We start from the raw sequence: 16,748 nt of genomic DNA on the forward strand, positions 1-16,748 counted from the left end.
ATTTCAACGAGGTAAACCATGCCAAAACTCAGCGCCACCGCCCCCTTTGTCCATGACGGAGCCGAGGTGACCCGTTCGACCTTTGGTGCCTATTGCGAGGTTGGAAAAGGCGCGCGGGTGTCGAATTCGGAGTTCATGGATTACGCCTATTGCGATCAATATGCCGACATCGCCAACACCACTTTGGGCAAGTTTGCCAATATCGCCGCCTTCACCAGAATCGGCCCCACCGATCACCCCTATAAAAACGCCTCGCTGCATCATTTTCTCTACCGCTCGTCTTACTATTGGGAGGATGTCGAGGATGATCCGGCCTTCTTTGCCGCGCGCTCTGCCCGGCGCTCGACCATCGGTCACGACACATGGATCGGCCATGGCGCGATCATCAAACCCGAGGTGAGCATCGGCAACGGTGCCATCGTGGCCTCGGGTGCTGTGGTGACCAAAGATGTCGCGCCCTATATGATTGTCGCGGGTGTGCCCGCCACGCCGCTGCGCGCGCGCTACCCGGACGGGATCGCCGAGCGGATGGAGGCCTTGGCGTGGTGGGATTGGAGCCATGCGGCGCTGAAGCGCGCGCTTGCCGATTTCCGGGCGTTGCCTGCCGAGGCGTTTCTTGAGAAATACGAATAGACGGAGGGGTAGGCGGACAGGCGCGCGGATTTATTCCGCCGCCATCCGCATATCCCGACCAGAACGTGCCAGGCGTTCTCCGACCCGCCCCGACAGATAGGCGATGCGACCGTTTGAGATTGTGGCTTCGATCTCGCGGGTCTGTTCATCCATGATCACGAAATCGGCGCGTTTGCCAAATTCAAGATTGCCGCGATCAGACAGGTTCATGATCTCGGCGGGCTTGGTCGAAATCATCGCCCAGGCCGCGGGCAGGGGCAGCACCCCCTTGTCCACCAAGAGCCAAGCCGCTGCCGCCAAAGCCGGGTAGTGATAATCCGAGACCAGCGCGTCACACAGGCCGCGTTCGATCAGGCGTTGGGCCGAGATGTTGCCCGACTGCGACCCGCCACGCGCCACATTGGGCGCGCCCATCAGGACCGGGTCATTCATCGCCTTGGCTGCCGCCGCCGCCTTTTCCGAGATCGGAAATTCGGCGACATGCGCGCCCAAAAGGCGGAATTCTTCGCGGGTTTCCGCGTCCGGGTCATCGTGGCTGCCATAGGTGACGCCCAGCACATCAAAGGCCTCGGCCAGCGCGCAGAGGTGGCGCGGCACTTCGGATTTGCGATCCTTGGCCTCGCGCAAAACCTTGATGAATTCTTCCGAACTGCGCCCGCTGCGTTTGGCCCATGTGGCAAATTCCATCGGGTCTTTCTTGGCGACTTCAATCGCTTCGGGCAGGTGATTGTTGAAAATCACATAATCGACGCCGAACCGGCGGATCGCGGCCAAAAGCCTGTCCCGACTGTCGATCATATGGGTTTCACAGCGGATTTGCAGGCGAATATCAATCAGGGCCGTCGGGGCAAAGGCCTGCCATTCACTCAGCAAATCTTCGGCATAATCCGGTCCGCGCAATCCGCCTTCCCAGCTCCAACACTGGGCAAACCACGCCGTGGTGACCCCATGCGCCGCCGCATCGCGTGCGGCAGAGGACAGGCCCGAGCGGATCGGGAAGGGGGCGCGTGGACGCGGCGCGATGTGGCGTTCAAACGCATCGCCATGCAAATCAATGATCCCCGGAAGAATCAGATACCCCGACAGATCAACCTCGGGAAAGGCGCCGCGCGAAATCCGGCCCTGTTCCACACAGAGCGAACGGCGTTGCAATATGCCGTCACGAAGAAGGGTTGCGCCCGTAAAGCGCAGCGGGGGAAGGATCGCCATAACTCACACCTGCCACTTAAGACGTTTCTAATAATTCAGGAACAAATACAGAGGCTTTGTATCGACTGCGTGACGTTTGGATCAGTCCGGTGTGACAGTTAGCGTCACCCGATCTCCGGCAAACCATGTCAGGCCACGCTCGACGGGGATGCCGTCGAGCGTGGAGTTCAGGCTGACGGTGTGCAATAGCGGGTCCCCTTCGCGCAGGCCCAAATGCAGCGCCTGAGTGGTGGTGGTTCTTTCAGCACTGACGCGGGTTTCGGCCCGCACATAATCTTCGATCCCAACGGCTTTGAGCCCCTCGGTCACCGAGGCGGTTTGGGCCATTTGGCTGTCCAACCCAACAAGGCGGGTGATCGGGAAAATCGAAATGAAATGCGCGACGGGCGTGTCGCCTGACAGGGATAAGCCCTCATAAATCAAAACGTTTTCTCCGGGGGAAAGTGCCAAAACACTGGCCTCAGTGGCATCACAGGGGCGGGTTTCAAGGCGCAACACCCGGCGATTGGGCAGCCGCCCCGTGGCGCGGATATTCTGGTGAAACCGTACCCGTTTGCCCAAGGGATAGTCCACCGGCGCGCTTTGCACAAACACCCCCGCACCGCGCCTTGAGCGTACGATGCCGCGTTCGCCCAGATCGGACAGGGCATGACGCACCGTATGGCGATTGACGCCAAAACGAGCGGACAATTCCGCCTCGGTCGGCAGTTTATCCCCCGGCTTATAGTGGCCGCGCGCGATCTCTTCGCTCAGGGTTTCGGCGATGGATTTCCACACGGGTGTGCGGGGCATCGTGCGGGGCATGGCGTGTCTCCGTCATAATAATTTCACGAATTAGGGCTTGCCGAATGGGCGCGGATCGGGGATGATTTGTCTAGTTGTATAGGATAACAGACAAATCCGCAAGGTGTCTAGATGAACAAAATGAACCCCGCCTCCAGTCAAGATGAGGCACCAGGTCCCGCCGCACGAAAGGCCTGGATGAGTGTTTTGGCAAAGTCCAATCCCAAAGATTTGAACGCAGGTCTCGCGGCTTTTGGCGCGCTTCCGACGTTTGACTGGCTGCGTCGTCCCGAGATCGGCGGCGTGATGGTGCGCGGGCGTATGGGCGGTACGGGCACGGCGTTTAATCTGGGTGAAATGACAGCAACACGCTGTTCGCTGCGCCTTGAGAGCGGCGAGGTCGGCCATGCCTATGTGCAAGGCCGCGACACGCGACATGCCGAACAGGCGGCGATTGTGGATGCGATGATGCAGGGGCCGAATGCGGCGGCGGTGCAGGCAGCGGTGTTGACGCCGCTGAGTGAGGCGTTTGCCACACAGCGGCTCAAGCGGGCCGAAAAAGCAGCCGCCACAAAGGTTGATTTCTTTACGATGGTGCGGGGAGAAGATTGATGGATATGCAAAGCCTCTCTGGTGGTTTCGCCACCCCGCCACAGGACTCGTCACGCGCCTTTCGCGCCGCCCTTGAAACTCTGGCCCGTCCCGGAACGATCCATGACATTTCGGGGGCCAAGGCGCCTGCGCCGGTGTCAGAGGCGGCGGCAACCCTGATCCTTACGCTTTGTGACCCGGAAACGCCGCTCTATTTGGCCGGAGCGCATGACACGCCCGACATCCGCGATTGGGTCGCCTTTCACATCGGCGCGCCGCTGGTTGGTCCCGAACAGGCGATGTTCGCGCTTGGCGCATGGGAGGCGCTGTCCCCGATCACAGTCTTCCCCATCGGCACCCCGGAATATCCAGATCGCTCGACCACGCTGATCGTGGAAATGGATACACTGAACCAAGACGGGATGCGCCTGAGCGGGCCGGGGATCAAAGACAGCGCCATGCTGGCTTTGCCCGATCTTGCGCCGTTTCAAATGAACGCCGGGTTGTTCCCACTGGGCCTTGATTTCTATTTCACCGCTGGAACCCGGCTTGCGGGACTGCCGCGCACGACCAATGTGTCTGACCTGATGGAGGCGAACTGATGTATGTGGCTGTCAAAGGCGGCGAGCGGGCGATTGACAACGCCCATGCTTGGCTGGCCGAGGAGCGCCGGGGGGACACGTCGGTTGCGGAACTGTCGGTGCCGCAAATTCGCGAACAATTGGCGCTGGCGGTCAACCGGGTGATGACCGAAGGCTCGCTCTATGATCCCGATCTGGCCGCTCTGGCAATCAAACAATCGCGCGGCGATTTGATCGAGGCGATTTTCCTCATTCGTGCCTATCGCACCACCCTGCCGCGCATCGGCCATTCGCGCCCGGTTGAAACCGAAACCATGCTCTGTGATCGCCGGATTTCCGCGACGTTCAAAGACGTGCCGGGCGGGCAGGTGCTTGGGCCGACCTTCGATTACACCCACCGTTTGCTGGATTTCAAACTGGCGGCGGACGGCGAAGCGATGGCGGCACAGACCGCCGCGCCACGCATAGAACCGACACCGCATGTGACCGAGTTTCTCAACAAAGAGGGGCTGATCCAGACCGAGGCCCGTTCGGAGGACACGCCGCCGGATTTGACCCGCGAGCCGATGGAACTGCCCGCCAACCGCGCGCTGCGGCTTCAGGCACTGGCGCGGGGCGACGAAGGGTTCGTGCTCTCCATGGCCTATTCGACCCAGCGCGGCTATGGCAACAGCCACGCCTTTGTCGGCGAATTGCGCATCGGCAAGGTCGCGGTGGAACTGGATATTCCCGAACTTGGCTTTGCCATTGAGATCGGTGAGGTCGAGTTGACCGAATGCGAAACGGTGAACAAATTCGCCGGCTCAAAAGTCGAGCCGCCGCAGTTCACCCGCGGCTATGGCCTGACCTTTGGTCAAACCGAACGCAAAGCGATTTCCATGGCTTTGGTCGATCGGGCGTTGCGATCCAAAGAGCTTGGCGTCGAGATGTCGAACTCTCCGGCGCATGACGAAGAATTCGTGCTGTATCATTGTGACAACATTCAGGCGACCGGATTCTTGGAGCATATCAAATTACCACATTATGTGGATTTCCAATCCGAGATGGAACTGGTCCGCAAAATGCGCGCGGAAATCTTTGCAGCCCAGCACAAGGAGGCGGCAGAATGAAGTCAGTCAAAACCGCCGCCATCGTCAAACCCATCAAAGCCTGTGCTGCTGTGGCTACCGGAATCTCCGGGCATAGAGTTCTGGGACTTTGGCGTGTGGCTCGCGTTATGAAAGATCAGCCCGATGATGCCAAAGACCAAACCGGTCAACAGTACGAAAAGGTTCGGATGCGCGTAAATTTGCTCGCACATGAACGGGCTGAGAATTTTCGGGTCCTGACAGACAAGTTGGTCCTGAAGATCGCTCATAAAATATACCTTGAACAGAAATACATGCAGCACGCGGCATCGCGTTTGGGGGTCGATTATGTCTGACTATAACTTCGCCTATCTCGACGAGCAAACCAAACGGATGATCCGGCGCGCGATCCTCAAAGGCATTGCGATCCCCGGCTATCAGGTGCCGTTTGCCTCCCGCGAAATGCCGATGCCTTATGGCTGGGGCACAGGCGGGGTGCAGGTGACGGCGGCCTGTTTGACGCCGGAGGACACGTTGAAAGTGATCGACCAAGGCGCCGATGACACCACCAACGCCGTGTCGATCCGCAAGTTCTTTGAAAAGACCGCCGAGATTGCCGTGACCGAGAAAACCGGCGATGCGACGGTGATCCAAACCCGCCACCGCATCCCGGAGGAACCTTTGGGCGAGGGGCAGATTTTGGTCTATCAAGTGCCAATCCCCGAGCCTTTGCGGTTTTTGGAGCCGCGCGAGACCGAGACACGCAAAATGCACGCGCTTGAGGAATACGGTCTGATGCATGTGAAGCTCTACGAAGACATCGCGCGCCACGGCCATATCGCCACCTCCTATGCCTATCCGGTCAAGGTCGAAGGGCGCTATGTGATGGACCCGTCGCCGATCCCGAAATTCGACAATCCGAAAATGGAGATGGCGGCGATCCAACTGTTTGGCGCGGGCCGCGAACAACGCATCTACGCGGTGCCGCCCTACACCAAAGTCGTCTCGCTCGATTTCGAAGATCACCCGTTTGATCCCTCCAAGGCCGATCACCCCTGTGATCTCTGCGGCGCGGAACACACCTATTTGGATGAGGTGATCATTGATGACGCGGGCGGGCGGATGTTCGTGTGTTCCGACACTGATTATTGCGCCGGACGGCAGGCCAAGGGCCACCGTGGGCGTCTCAGCCCGACCGAGGAGGCCGCACAATGAGCGCGCAAATCACCCCGCCTTTGCCCATCCCGCTTTTGCCCGTCCCGCTTTTGTCTGTCAAAGACATCCACAAAACCTACGGCGGGCGGATCGGTTGTACCGATGTGTCATTTGATCTCTACCCCGGCGAAGTCATGGGAATCGTGGGCGAATCCGGCTCCGGCAAATCGACGCTGTTGAATTGTATGGCGGGGCATATCCCGACCGACAGCGGGCAGGTTCTGTTTGACACCCGTGATCGTGGCTTGATCGACACGCTGACGATGTCCGAACCCGAACGCCGGATGCTGGCGCGCACCGATTGGGCCTTTGTCCACCAACACGCCCGCGATGGGTTGCGCATGTCCGTATCCGCGGGCGGCAATGTTGGCGAGCGGTTGATGGCCGTCGGCGCGCGTCACTATGGCGATATTCGGGCGCAGGCCGTCGATTGGTTGGGTCGGGTCGAGATTGATGAGGATCGGATGGATGACCGCCCCTCGGCCTTTTCCGGCGGGATGCAACAGCGGCTGCAAATCGCCCGCAATCTGGTCACGGGTCCCCGCCTTGTGTTCATGGACGAACCCACGGGCGGCCTGGACGTTTCCGTTCAGGCGCGGCTTTTGGATTTGTTGCGCGGATTGGTGCGCGAAATGGGCCTGTCTGCGATTATCGTCACCCATGACCTTGCGGTGGTGCGGCTTTTGGCCGACCGTCTGATGGTGATGAAATCAGGACATGTGGTGGAAACCGGGCTGACGGATCAGGTTTTGGACGATCCGCAACACGCCTACACGCAACTGCTCGTGTCCTCCGTGCTTCAGGTCTGACACCATGCTTTATGCCTACCGCCTTGTGACCTCCGGCTTGGAACAGATGCCGATTCAAAGCGACCTCAAAGAGGCGCTTTGGATTGACCTTCTGAACCCGTTGGAGGCGCAGGTGCAGGCGCTGGCGGCCCTTGGTGTGACGGTGCCGACGCTCGCGGATATGGAAGAAATCGAAGTTTCCAATCGGCTGTACCGCGAAGGCGATACCGAAGTGTTGACCGTGGTTTTGCCGGGGCTCAACAAGATGAAGGAGCCGAGTTTCGGCCCGGTCGCCTTTTTGATCACGCCCGAGCGTTTGGTCACCGTGCGCTATCACACGCCGCGTCCGTTCGAAACCTTTGCCGCCCACGCGGGCCAATCGAGTGCGGGCTGTTCCGGGCGCAGACGGGTGTTTTTGGGACTGGTCGAAGAGATCGTGGCGCGTCTGGCGGATTTGCTCGAAGGTGTTGGCAAAGCCTTGGATCAGCAATCCCATATCGCCTTTCGCGACCCGCCGCCGCGTGGCGAGGAGCTTGCCTCGGCACTGCGTATTTTGGGGCGACAAAGCGAGCAGGTGGCAAAAGTCCGACATGCGCTTTTGACGGTCGAGCGGGCGCTGTCGAGTTTTGGACTTGGGCTTGATGAGCGCGGTGACAAGGCGGAGCGCGAGATTTTGAAAGCTCTGGTGCGCGACTGTCAGGCGCTTGCGGTGCATGGCGATTTCTTGTCGGCACGGGTGTCGCAACTGACCGATGTGAACTTTGGCCTGATCAATCTGGAGCAAAGCAACACCAGCCGCATTTTCTCTGTGGTGGCGGTGTTGTTCATGCCGCCCACCTTGGTCGCCTCCGTCTATGGCATGAACTTCCCGAACCTGCCGGGGATTGAAAATCCCTACGGCTATTACATCGCGACGGTGCTGATGATCGGTTCGGGGCTTGGCACTTATCTTTTATGTAAATGGAAAAAATGGCTGTAACCTTATGATCCATCTAGAAAATGTTTCCAAATCTTTCACGCTGCACAATCAAGGCGCGGCGGTGATCCCGGTGATGGCGGGGGCGACATTTGACGTGGCCCCCGGCGAATGCGTGGCGCTGATCGGCAATTCAGGCGCGGGGAAATCCACGCTGATGCGGATGATTTACGGCAATTATCTTAGCCAATCCGGGCGGATCATGGTGGGCGATGTCGATGTCGCAACCGCCGAGCCGCGCGAAATCATCGCGCTCAGACGCGCCACCTTGGGCTATGTGTCGCAGTTCCTGCGCGTCGTGCCGCGGGTGCCGACGGTTGAGGTCGTGGCCGAACCGTTGCTCTCGGTGGGCACGCCGAAAGAGGTGGCTTTTGAGCGCGCACGCGACCTTTTGGCCCGGCTCAACATTCCCGAAACGCTCTGGTCGCTGTCGCCCACGACGTTTTCGGGCGGCGAACAACAGCGCGTCAACATTGCGCGCGGCTTTGCCCATACCTATCCGGCGATGTTGCTGGATGAACCGACGGCCTCATTGGATGCGACCAACCGCGAAACCGTTTTGACCCTGATCGAAGAGGCCAAAGCCCGCGGTGCCGCCATTATCGGGATTTTCCACGACGCACCCGCGCGCGCACGGGTGGCGGATCGCGAGATTGATGTCTCCGATTTTACCCCCGCGAAGGTGGTGTGACATGGTCGGTCGCCTTCATGCCGTGGTCGGGCCCTCTGGGGCGGGCAAAGATACGTTGATTGACGCGGCACGCGCGGTGCGGCGTGATCTGGCGGTGGCGCGCCGGGTGATCACCCGTCCCACCTCTGCCGGGGGCGAGGATTTCGAAGGTGTCAGCGTCGAGGAATTTGACCGCCGTCTGGAGGCCGGAGAATTCGCGCTGCATTGGGAGGCGCATGGCCTGAAATATGGCGTGCCGATCGAGATTGAAATCGCGCTCAATGAGGGGCGCGATGTGGTGTTCAACGGCTCACGCGCGATCCTGCCCGAAGCCTATGCGCTTTATCCCAACATGGGTGTTTTGCTGATCACCGCCTCGCCCGAGGTGCTGGCCGAACGCCTGGCCGCGCGGGGGCGCGAAAGCCGGGCCGAGATCGAAAAACGGCTGGCCCGCGCCGAATATGACATTGCGCCGGGCCTGCCCGTGCGTCGGGTCAACAATGACGGCGCACTTGACGAGTCGGTCGCGGCCTTTCTTGCCGCCCTTCAGCCGGAAAGAGTGTAACGGTGGATCAGGTGAAACCGGCCATCTTCTGCCTCGCCAAACAGGCAAAGATCGCGGATCACAAAGGGTGTGGGCAGCAGCGGGGCGATCACCGGGGCGAGGGCGGCTTTGGTGGCGGCGGCCTCATCATCGGTCAGCTTGCCGGACAGGGTGAGGTGGAATTTGAACTCTTCCATCACATAGGGATAGCCCCACTCGGCCAACAATGCCTCTTGCCGGGGCGTCAGGCCCGCCGCGCGGCGGCGCGCCAATTCGGCCTCGCCAGCGGGCGCGCGGTGGGCATCCAAGGCGCTCACGACATCCCCGGCGAGACGTTCCAAAGGCGTGAGATCGCCCGTGGGCGTCAGGGCCAGAAACCGACCGATTTGGTTGAGGCGCAGCCCGTCCAAAACGACCGGCGCATGGGTGCGGCCAAAGGCCTCAAGATCGGTGATCAACGCCTCCAACGGGCCCGTGAGGCGAAACGGTGGCTTCAGCGTGCCGTGAAACCCGTATTTGCGCGGGGTCTCGGTGATTTGTGTCACGGGGCAGGGCAGGCCGGACAAATCGGGCGGCGCGACCTCTGCGCCCAAAACCGGGTCCCAGCCCAACCAGGCCGCAGCGAAATCGGCCAAGGCCCCCGGTTCGGGCGCGTAATAGACCGCGTATCTTTTAAAATCACCCACGCCAAAATCACCCACGCCAAAATCCCTCATGCCAAAATTCCCCATGCCAAAATCCCCCATGGCGCAGTCCTTAGATCCTTTGTGTCACACCTCTGTGACATTGATCGGGCAAACCCTGCGTCTCTCAATAGGACGACACGATGACTGATTTTACGCTGACCAATGCCCGAATTGTACTTGAAACCGAGGTTATCCAAGGCACCCTGCGCGTGGAAGGGGGCAAAATCGCCGATGTGAGCACGGGCGGAAGCTCTGTGCCCGGCGCCGTTGATGTGGCGGGGGATTTGATCATTCCGGGGTTGATCGAGTTGCACACCGACAACCTTGAACGCCATATCGAACCGCGTCCCAAAGTCGATTGGCCGCATAAGGCGGCGATCATCGCCCATGACGCCGAACTGGCCTCGGTTGGCATCACCACGGTGTTTGATGCAATGCGGGTGGGCTCTATCATTCGGGCCGGGGATGCGGGGGGCTATGCCAAATACGCCCGCTCCCTGTCACGCGAATTGATGATGCTGCGCAATCAAAACGCTTTGAAAATCAGCCACTTTTTGCATCTGCGCGCCGAGGTGTGTTCGGAGACGCTTGAGGCGGAAATGGCTGAATTTGGTCCCGAGGATCGCATCGGTCTTGTGTCTTTGATGGACCACACGCCGGGACAACGGCAGTTTCGCGATATTTCCAAGCTCAAAGACTATGTGCAGAAAAAGCGCGGCATGTCCGACGCGCAATTCGAAGAGCATGTCAGCCATCTTTTGGAGCTGCGCGACACCTATGGCGCGCGTCACGAAGAGGTCGCCGTGGCCGAGGCAAACCGATACGGTGCGGTTTTGGCGTCGCATGATGACACCACGGCGGATCATGTTGAGGTCTCGCGTCAGCATGGCGTGCGGGTGGCGGAATTCCCGACCACGGTGGAGGCCGCACAGGCCTGTAAATTGCACGGTATCGCGGTGATGATGGGCGCGCCGAACCTCATTCGCGGCGGATCGCATTCCGGCAATGTTGCCGCCCATGATTTGGCCGAACGCGGGCTGTTGGATGTGGTGTCCTCCGACTATGTGCCCTCGGCGCTGATGTCCTCGGCGATCCTTTTGGCGGACCTGTGGGACGACATCCCGCGCGCGATTGCCACGGTGACAACCAATCCGGCAAACGCCGTGGGTCTGATGGACCGTGGCCGCATCGCGGAGGGGCTTCACGCCGATCTGGTCCGCATCGCCCGCATCGAAGGCACCCCGGTCATTCGCGGCGTCTGGTCGCATGGGCGTCAGGTGGGATAACGTCGCGCCTATCTTTGGGAGTGCCAAATGCATGTGTCTAAAGTGACCTGTAGCCGGGCATTTGGGACTCCCTGCCGATGTCAGAGCGATACGTCGGCGTGGCTTCATCCCCGGCGGATGTGGTAAACGCCATAGATCAAACAGGACATGAAAATGAGTCCGGCGCTTGGAATGGCAACGTTGGCTTTTAAGTTTTCAACAATGAAGTCGGATGAAAACGCGCGCCCTGTCTCGAGATCGAAACGGGACAGGATGGCGAACATGACGGTTGAAAACACCACATGTCCGCTGGCGGCAACGACGCTTTCAAGCGGGTGAAACCAGAATCCGCCTAAAGCGTTTCGGGTTTAAGTCGTGTCTCAACTTAAATCCGAAACGCTTTAAGCAGACCAGACAGAGGCCCGACATAAAAACACCCAGTGAGACAGAGTGACTGAGGCTGCTCTTTAGCAGCAGTCCTGCGACAACGGCGCAAAGCAACACGACACTGTCGGTTTTAAGGGACAAAAGGAGAGGACGCCGGAACCGATCTGTGTGTTGGGACTGTCGCGGTCATGATCACCCATACGCTTTTTGATACCAAGGCTGGGCCGCATTTGACAAGCCGTATCGGCCGCGTGGATCGCAAAGACGGGCGATCTGCGCATGGGCCATGCGAAAATGGGCCATGCGAAAGCAGAGAGGACATGCCGCACCGCCTGAGGGCGGTCTTGTGTGCGTGATCGAGGTGGAAATGGCTGGGATGGTAGGATTCGAACCTACGGTACACTGTACCAAAAACAGTTGCCTTACCACTTGGCTACATCCCAACGTGGGGGGCTAATTAGTCGCTTGCTGGGAAGTGTGCAAGCCCTTTTCGTGAAATTCTTTGGCTTGGAATGAAAGAATTTGCCGGAGGCCCTAACTGCGGTTTCCGAAAGAGCCTCTCCCCGGATTTTATCGAGGCGGAGAGAGGATATGCGGGGCGTTAGGGGCGGGCGCGCAGTTTTGCTTTGCCCCTCATTGGTCAAAGTCCGCAAGCGTCACCACAGCGTCGCCTGAGCGGTCCATACGGGCAAACCATTGCGCGCCATTGCCGACAAATTCGTCGCGCGTGACCACGCCGTCGCCATTCATGTCATTGTAGCGCCGGGTCATGGCGTCTTGAACGGCGTCAATACCGACCGCCATTTGGCCTTTGCCCTGACCTTGGCCCATGCCCTTACCTTGGCCTTGGCCCTGACCCATAGCTTGGCCTTGTCCCGGAACACTCCCGTATGCCTCAAGATGCATTTCACGGTCTGCGGCGCGGGTTTCGTCAAACATGGCATATTCTTGGTCGTTCAATGTGCCATCTTCATCGGCGTCAAACATGTAAAACAAATCGCCACGGCGTTCTTGCACCTCGGCAAGCGTCACTTGGCCATTTTCATCCAAATCCCAGTTGGCCATGAACTCCGCGCCAAACCCCTGTGCCAATGTGAGGCTGGGCAGGGCGGCGAGGGGGAGGGCGGCAAGCAGGGCAAGCGACAGGGGGAAGCGTTTCATGATGTGATCCTTTCACATTCCGCGTGTTGAATGCTTTTAATACGCGGGGCCTGTGCCACTCCGTCGTGCCAAACTGTCGCAGGGGAGGCCAAATAAAAGGACCCGCACACCCCTTTCAGGGGGCGGGCCCATCATGATTTCAGGTTTAAAGCGTCACGCCTTTCACCTGAGATAGGGGAAAGGCGGAACGCTTTAGGCAGAGACCTGTTCGCGCAACACGGCAGCGGTCAAAGACGCCATCAGATAAATGCCCGAAAACAGCAGCATCGACAAAAGTGTGCTTTCGAATTTGCGCGGATAGGTGGGTTCGTCCGGGGCGATGGGACGTGAGGACAGGGACAGGTAGCGCACCTGACGGTTGGCCTCGATCCGCGCCATTTCGAGCGATTGAATGGCCTGTTGCGCCATCGCCTGACGGGTGGCAAGATCCACCTCCGCCATCCGCAATTCTGCCGACACACGCGCCAAGGAGCCGGATTCGCCGGTGGCCTGTGTCAACTGCGAGCGTAACTGGGCAATCAGCGTTTCAAGGCGGCCAATGTCGCCACGGGTGCCATCGACGCGGGCCTGGTTCGGACGCGGGTTGTCCAAAAGCTGTTGCAGTTGCAGTTTCTTTTCCTGAAGCTGGGTTTCAAAGCCAGACACCTGACCCATGATCGCCGCCGTTTCGGCATCGGGCGAGATAATGCCAAGCTGTTCTTGCAGAAGAACAACTTTTTCTTGCGCGGCCTGCATTTTGGCTTCGGCGTCATCAAGACTTTCACGCGCGCCTTTCATTTGGTCTTCGCGCATCCGCTGGGTCAGATGATCCACGCTTTCCTCGGCATATTCGACCAACATGTCACTGAACAATTGAGAAATCTCTGGTGTCGCCGCGACCACCTCCATTTTCAAAAGCCCTTCGGTCGGGTCATAGCCGATGCTGACGCGATCCTGATAGACTTTATAGGCTTGTTCATTGGTCGGATTTTGCGGCAGGCGTTGGATCGGGTCAATCGCGTCAGAGGAAAAATGCGCCTTAAACCCGGCGTCCGCATCCAGACGCAACATGGCGTCGCGGCTTTCAAGAAACTCCTGAACCGCGATCGAATCCTGAGCGCCACCCAGCCCAGACGCGCCCATAAGGCCGCCCAAACCGCCAGACCCCCCGGCAGAATCCGCCTGTTGGATCAAAAACGCCGATTGCGTGGCATACATGGGCGTTGCGATTGTATAGAAATAAATCCCGGCCAGGATCGTTGGAATGCCAACAAAAACGGCCAAACGCGCGATCAAAAGCACCATTTTGCGCCGACGTCGCCGCGCGATGTCGCGTTGAATGGTGGAAATCTCGTCTTCTCGGCTCAGCCGCTCCAAAATATCTTTGGACGGCGGCTTGGGGGTGTCGATGGTTTTCGGAAGTTTCGCCCCCTCCGTGGTGGTCAATTCCCGTGAGGGTGGTTTGCCCTCGGTCGTCACCAGATCCAACATCGCGGCACGTTGGAACGGATCAATCCCCTGTTTGCGCAACTGTCGCACGGCGTCGAAATCAGAGGTGGCCGCGATGCCGTGTTTTTGCGCCACGCGCCGCGCCATCCGCAATTGACGCCCGGTCAGGCCTTCGCGACGAATGGTGTCAATTTCGGCGTCAATGCTGGCCTCATCTGCGGGGGTGACATCGCCGGTCAGCGCAGTGTTGGTGTCGTTGTCTTGGCCAAGGGCGCGGGCTACGCCGCCTTTGATCCGTCCCCCACGCCCCGTGGCGGAGGGGGCCGCGTTTTGGCTTTCGGTTACGGGCGTTTTTTGCGGTGCTTTTTGTGCCGCAGCGGACCCGGCAAAAGGCGCATCGCCAAAGCCATCGGCACTGGCGTCATTGTCAAACAATTTGTCGTCATCAAAGGCCTTAACCGCCGCTTCTTTTGACGGGGCTTGGCCTGTGGCATCGGCGATAGGGGTTTCTCCCCCTTGCCCGGCGGGTGTTGCGGCGCGCGGCGCGCGGCGCACCCGGAATTTTTGAGCTTTAACCTTCGTAGTCATAGAGCGCCTTGGCCTCTTCCAATGTGTCGAACATGTAAAGCTTGCCGTTTCTCAAAACAGCCGCCGAACGACAGAATTTCTCAAGCGTGGCGGCCTGATGCGACACCACGATGATGGTGGCATGTTCAAGCCGCTCGCGTAAAATGCTCCCTGCTTTGCGGTTGAAATTCACATCCGCCGTCGACGGCATACCTTCGTCGATCAGGTAGATGTCAAAATCAAGCGCCAGCAAAAGCGCAAAAGACAGGCGGGATCGCATCCCCGCCGAATAAGTTGCCACCGGCATATCAAAATATTCTTTGAGCTCACAGAGCCAACGGCAGAAGGCCTCGACATAATCGGGATCGAGATCGTAAAGCTCGGCAATAAAGCGTACATTTTCGCGCGCGGTGTGTTTGCCGATCAGCCCGCCCATGAACCCAAGCGGAAAAGACACGCGACAGCCACGGCGAATTTCGCCCTCGTCGGGTTTTTCCAAACCACTCATCATATTGATGATCGTGGTCTTGCCGGTGCCGTTCGGGGCAAGGATGCCAAGGCTGTTGCCAAGTTCCACGCGAAAAGACGCGCGATCAAGGATCACCTTGCGCTGCGTCCCAGTCCAAAAGGACTTACTCACATTGTCGAACTCGAGCATAGATACGCGCCCTGATACTGCCTGCACACCACCCTTAACGGGTTTTTGTTAATGGAGCCGTCTTAATTGGCTATTTTGTTGAAATTATGCCGAGACGTCTGCGATAAATCCATCTCAGACTGCTCAAGTGTGTCAAAAATGAGGCCAAACCAGCATATAGCCTCTGTGGTTTGGCCTCATTTTAGAAACGATTTCGTAATTTTGGCGCGTTTTACGCCGATTGTTTCTGAACGCGGCACAGTTTGCCAGCGATAATGGAGATGATCGCAGCGGCGAATGAGAACAGCGCACCCATCTTGGCGGCGGCCTGAACCGGGGTCGATCCAAGCATCGTATCGGCATCAAAGGCGACCGAGGCGATAAACAGCGACACGGTAAAGCCAATGGCCGCGACACAGCCGATCACCAAAAGATCAATCGTGCGCATCCCGGCCGGAAGGCCCAGACGCAACACATGCGCCGCCAGCGCGCCCATGATCAGAATGCCCACAGGTTTGCCGATCAACAGCCCAGCCAAAACCAGCCATGTCGGATCGCCGATGGCATTGAATTCAACACCGGCATTGAGCAGGCCGAAGAAAAACAGAATGATTTCAACCGGGGTTTTCAGCTTGTGTTCGATATCGTTCAGCAGATCGGACAGGTGTTGTTCGGCATCGGCAAACAGGCCAAAGGCGCGGTCGGCATGAGGGATGGTCGGGACAATTGGCAAGAGACCCAAAGCCGGGTGAATGCCCGCACGCATGAAGCCGTACCACGAGATGCAGGCGGCAATCAGATAGGGCCAATAGGACAGGGACTGGCGCACCCAGGTCGAGGTTGGGCGGACTTCTTTGCCGGCGTCAAGTTTGCGCGGCAACCAGTTGGCCAGCACGAACACAAGCACAGCCGCAGCGACTGAGAGCAACAGCCATTGCACGGCCAGTTCGCCGGTCGGATAGAAGATCGCCAAGATCACAAGACCCGCCGCATCATCCGCGATGGCCAAAAGCAACAGAAAGCGCACGGCAGGGTGGCCCGCGCCAAAGACGATCCGGCCGACGAGATAGGAAAACGCGATATCGGTGGCGGTGGGCACGGCCCAGCCGTTTTTGACCGCATCATAAGTGTCCGAGCCCAAGACCATCGCCAGTCCAAGATAGACCGCAATCGGCCCCAACATGCCGCCCAGGGTGGCAATCAGGGGCGTGGCCGCCTTTTTGCCGCGCAAAGAGCCGTTTTTGAGGATCACGGCCTCCCAGACCTCTTTTGCGGCAATGGCAAAGAAGAAGGCCATGAGCACGTCGTTGAACAGGTAATGCAGGGTCAGGGTGCGGTGAACATGTCCGGCCTCGTCCATATGCGGATGGCCGATAAAGAAATTTTCCGCCAGAGGGTACTCGACGAAGGCGTGGTAGGACTGCGCATCCGTGTTTGCCCAGATCAATGCAAGAATTGCGCCGATGATCAGCAAAAGCGAATAGTTCGTGACGAAATTCCAGACCTTGTACATATGTGCCCTCCGATCCCTGTACCCAAGCGTGCTTGGGGAATAATCCA

At 58.9% G+C, this 16,748-nt stretch carries 18 protein-coding genes and 1 tRNA gene; 10 read left to right on the plus strand and 9 right to left on the minus strand.

Annotation, left to right across the window (positions count from 1 at the left end; translation table 11 throughout):
• Nucleotides 1-18: 18 nt before the first annotated feature.
• Nucleotides 19-633: an LbetaH domain-containing protein gene (locus BLT54_RS08265; RefSeq protein WP_074643371.1), complete on the plus strand. Its 615-nt coding sequence runs from the start codon at nucleotides 19-21 to the stop codon at nucleotides 631-633.
• 30 nt (nucleotides 634-663) lie between these two features.
• On the opposite strand, the gene BLT54_RS08270 is transcribed toward BLT54_RS08265, so the two are convergent.
• Both BLT54_RS08270 and phnF read right to left on the minus strand, forming a co-directional pair.
• Entirely contained in the window at nucleotides 664-1,842 is a 1,179-nt protein-coding gene (locus tag BLT54_RS08270; protein WP_074643374.1) for an alpha-D-ribose 1-methylphosphonate 5-triphosphate diphosphatase, read from the minus strand.
• An 81-nt stretch (nucleotides 1,843-1,923) separates the two neighbouring features.
• On the minus strand, nucleotides 1,924-2,646 hold the full coding sequence (gene phnF, locus BLT54_RS08275) for a phosphonate metabolism transcriptional regulator PhnF (protein ID WP_083351755.1): 723 nt from the start codon (nucleotides 2,644-2,646) through the stop codon (nucleotides 1,924-1,926).
• Nucleotides 2,647-2,757: 111 nt separating this feature from the next.
• Between phnF and phnG the strand changes: the two genes are divergently transcribed.
• The 3 genes from phnG to BLT54_RS08290 are packed head-to-tail and all read left to right on the plus strand — an operon-like array spanning nucleotide 2,758 to nucleotide 4,906.
• Nucleotides 2,758-3,237, plus strand: a complete 480-nt coding sequence (gene phnG / locus BLT54_RS08280) for a phosphonate C-P lyase system protein PhnG (protein WP_083351756.1) — start codon at nucleotides 2,758-2,760, stop codon at nucleotides 3,235-3,237.
• Nucleotides 3,237-3,818, plus strand: a complete 582-nt coding sequence (phnH, locus tag BLT54_RS08285) for a phosphonate C-P lyase system protein PhnH (protein ID WP_074643377.1) — start codon at nucleotides 3,237-3,239, stop codon at nucleotides 3,816-3,818. Before phnG ends, phnH begins: the two co-directional genes overlap by 1 nt.
• Entirely contained in the window at nucleotides 3,818-4,906 is a 1,089-nt protein-coding gene (locus tag BLT54_RS08290) for a carbon-phosphorus lyase complex subunit (protein WP_074643379.1), read from the plus strand. Before phnH ends, BLT54_RS08290 begins: the two co-directional genes overlap by 1 nt.
• 2 nt (nucleotides 4,907-4,908) lie before the next feature.
• Here BLT54_RS08290 and BLT54_RS22155 read toward each other — a convergent pair whose 3' ends face one another.
• Nucleotides 4,909-5,154 carry a hypothetical protein gene (locus tag BLT54_RS22155; RefSeq protein WP_143026779.1) on the minus strand — a complete coding sequence of 82 codons (246 nt, stop codon included), beginning with the start codon at nucleotides 5,152-5,154 and terminating at the stop codon, nucleotides 4,909-4,911.
• A gap of 58 nt (nucleotides 5,155-5,212) precedes the next feature.
• Here BLT54_RS22155 and BLT54_RS08300 point away from each other — a divergent pair, with 58 nt between their 5' ends.
• From BLT54_RS08300 to phnN, 5 genes are read left to right on the plus strand one after another with little or no spacing between them, the layout of a single operon-like run.
• A complete protein-coding gene (locus BLT54_RS08300; protein ID WP_074643384.1) occupies nucleotides 5,213-6,079 on the plus strand; it encodes an alpha-D-ribose 1-methylphosphonate 5-phosphate C-P-lyase PhnJ in 867 nt (288 codons plus the stop codon).
• The gene (gene phnK, locus BLT54_RS08305) at nucleotides 6,076-6,888 is read left to right on the plus strand and encodes a phosphonate C-P lyase system protein PhnK (protein WP_074643387.1); all 813 of its coding nucleotides are present in this window, start codon (nucleotides 6,076-6,078) and stop codon (nucleotides 6,886-6,888) included. The genes BLT54_RS08300 and phnK overlap by 4 nt, the downstream gene beginning before the upstream one ends.
• Before the next feature lie 4 nt (nucleotides 6,889-6,892).
• A complete protein-coding gene (locus tag BLT54_RS08310) occupies nucleotides 6,893-7,846 on the plus strand; it encodes a magnesium transporter CorA family protein (protein ID WP_074643390.1) in 954 nt (317 codons plus the stop codon).
• Nucleotides 7,847-7,850: 4 nt separating this feature from the next.
• Nucleotides 7,851-8,534 (plus strand): phosphonate C-P lyase system protein PhnL, encoded by a 684-nt coding sequence (gene phnL, locus BLT54_RS08315; protein WP_074643393.1) that lies wholly within the window; start codon nucleotides 7,851-7,853, stop codon nucleotides 8,532-8,534.
• A gap of 1 nt (nucleotide 8,535) precedes the next feature.
• Nucleotides 8,536-9,078: a phosphonate metabolism protein/1,5-bisphosphokinase (PRPP-forming) PhnN gene (gene phnN, locus BLT54_RS08320; protein ID WP_074643395.1), complete on the plus strand. Its 543-nt coding sequence runs from the start codon at nucleotides 8,536-8,538 to the stop codon at nucleotides 9,076-9,078.
• Here phnN and BLT54_RS08325 read toward each other — a convergent pair.
• Nucleotides 9,060-9,743 carry a DUF1045 domain-containing protein gene (locus BLT54_RS08325; protein WP_143026784.1) on the minus strand — a complete coding sequence of 228 codons (684 nt, stop codon included), beginning with the start codon at nucleotides 9,741-9,743 and terminating at the stop codon, nucleotides 9,060-9,062. The two genes, phnN and BLT54_RS08325, sit on opposite strands and share 19 nt — an antisense overlap.
• Before the next feature lie 140 nt (nucleotides 9,744-9,883).
• On the opposite strand from BLT54_RS08325, the gene BLT54_RS08330 reads away from it, so the two are divergent.
• Nucleotides 9,884-11,029 (plus strand): alpha-D-ribose 1-methylphosphonate 5-triphosphate diphosphatase, encoded by a 1,146-nt coding sequence (locus BLT54_RS08330; protein WP_074643398.1) that lies wholly within the window; start codon nucleotides 9,884-9,886, stop codon nucleotides 11,027-11,029.
• Between the two features lie 734 nt (nucleotides 11,030-11,763).
• Here the strand turns inward: BLT54_RS08330 and BLT54_RS08335 are convergent.
• From BLT54_RS08335 to BLT54_RS08355, 5 genes are all read right to left on the minus strand, one after another.
• A tRNA-Gln gene (locus BLT54_RS08335) sits at nucleotides 11,764-11,838 on the minus strand.
• Nucleotides 11,839-12,028: 190 nt separating this feature from the next.
• Complete coding sequence (locus BLT54_RS08340) at nucleotides 12,029-12,556, minus strand: hypothetical protein (RefSeq protein WP_074643401.1); 528 nt, start codon at nucleotides 12,554-12,556, stop codon at nucleotides 12,029-12,031.
• A 192-nt stretch (nucleotides 12,557-12,748) separates the two neighbouring features.
• Complete coding sequence (locus tag BLT54_RS08345) at nucleotides 12,749-14,572, minus strand: KpsE/RkpR family capsule polysaccharide export protein (protein WP_074643404.1); 1,824 nt, start codon at nucleotides 14,570-14,572, stop codon at nucleotides 12,749-12,751.
• Nucleotides 14,556-15,209: an ABC transporter ATP-binding protein gene (locus tag BLT54_RS08350; RefSeq protein ID WP_009573890.1), complete on the minus strand. Its 654-nt coding sequence runs from the start codon at nucleotides 15,207-15,209 to the stop codon at nucleotides 14,556-14,558. The genes BLT54_RS08345 and BLT54_RS08350 overlap by 17 nt, the downstream gene beginning before the upstream one ends.
• A gap of 211 nt (nucleotides 15,210-15,420) precedes the next feature.
• The gene (locus BLT54_RS08355) at nucleotides 15,421-16,701 is read right to left on the minus strand and encodes a Na+/H+ antiporter NhaA (protein ID WP_074643406.1); all 1,281 of its coding nucleotides are present in this window, start codon (nucleotides 16,699-16,701) and stop codon (nucleotides 15,421-15,423) included.
• Nucleotides 16,702-16,748 lie beyond the last annotated feature (47 nt).

Source organism: Celeribacter baekdonensis (assembly GCF_900102315.1).
Classification (GTDB): domain Bacteria; phylum Pseudomonadota; class Alphaproteobacteria; order Rhodobacterales; family Rhodobacteraceae; genus Celeribacter; species Celeribacter baekdonensis.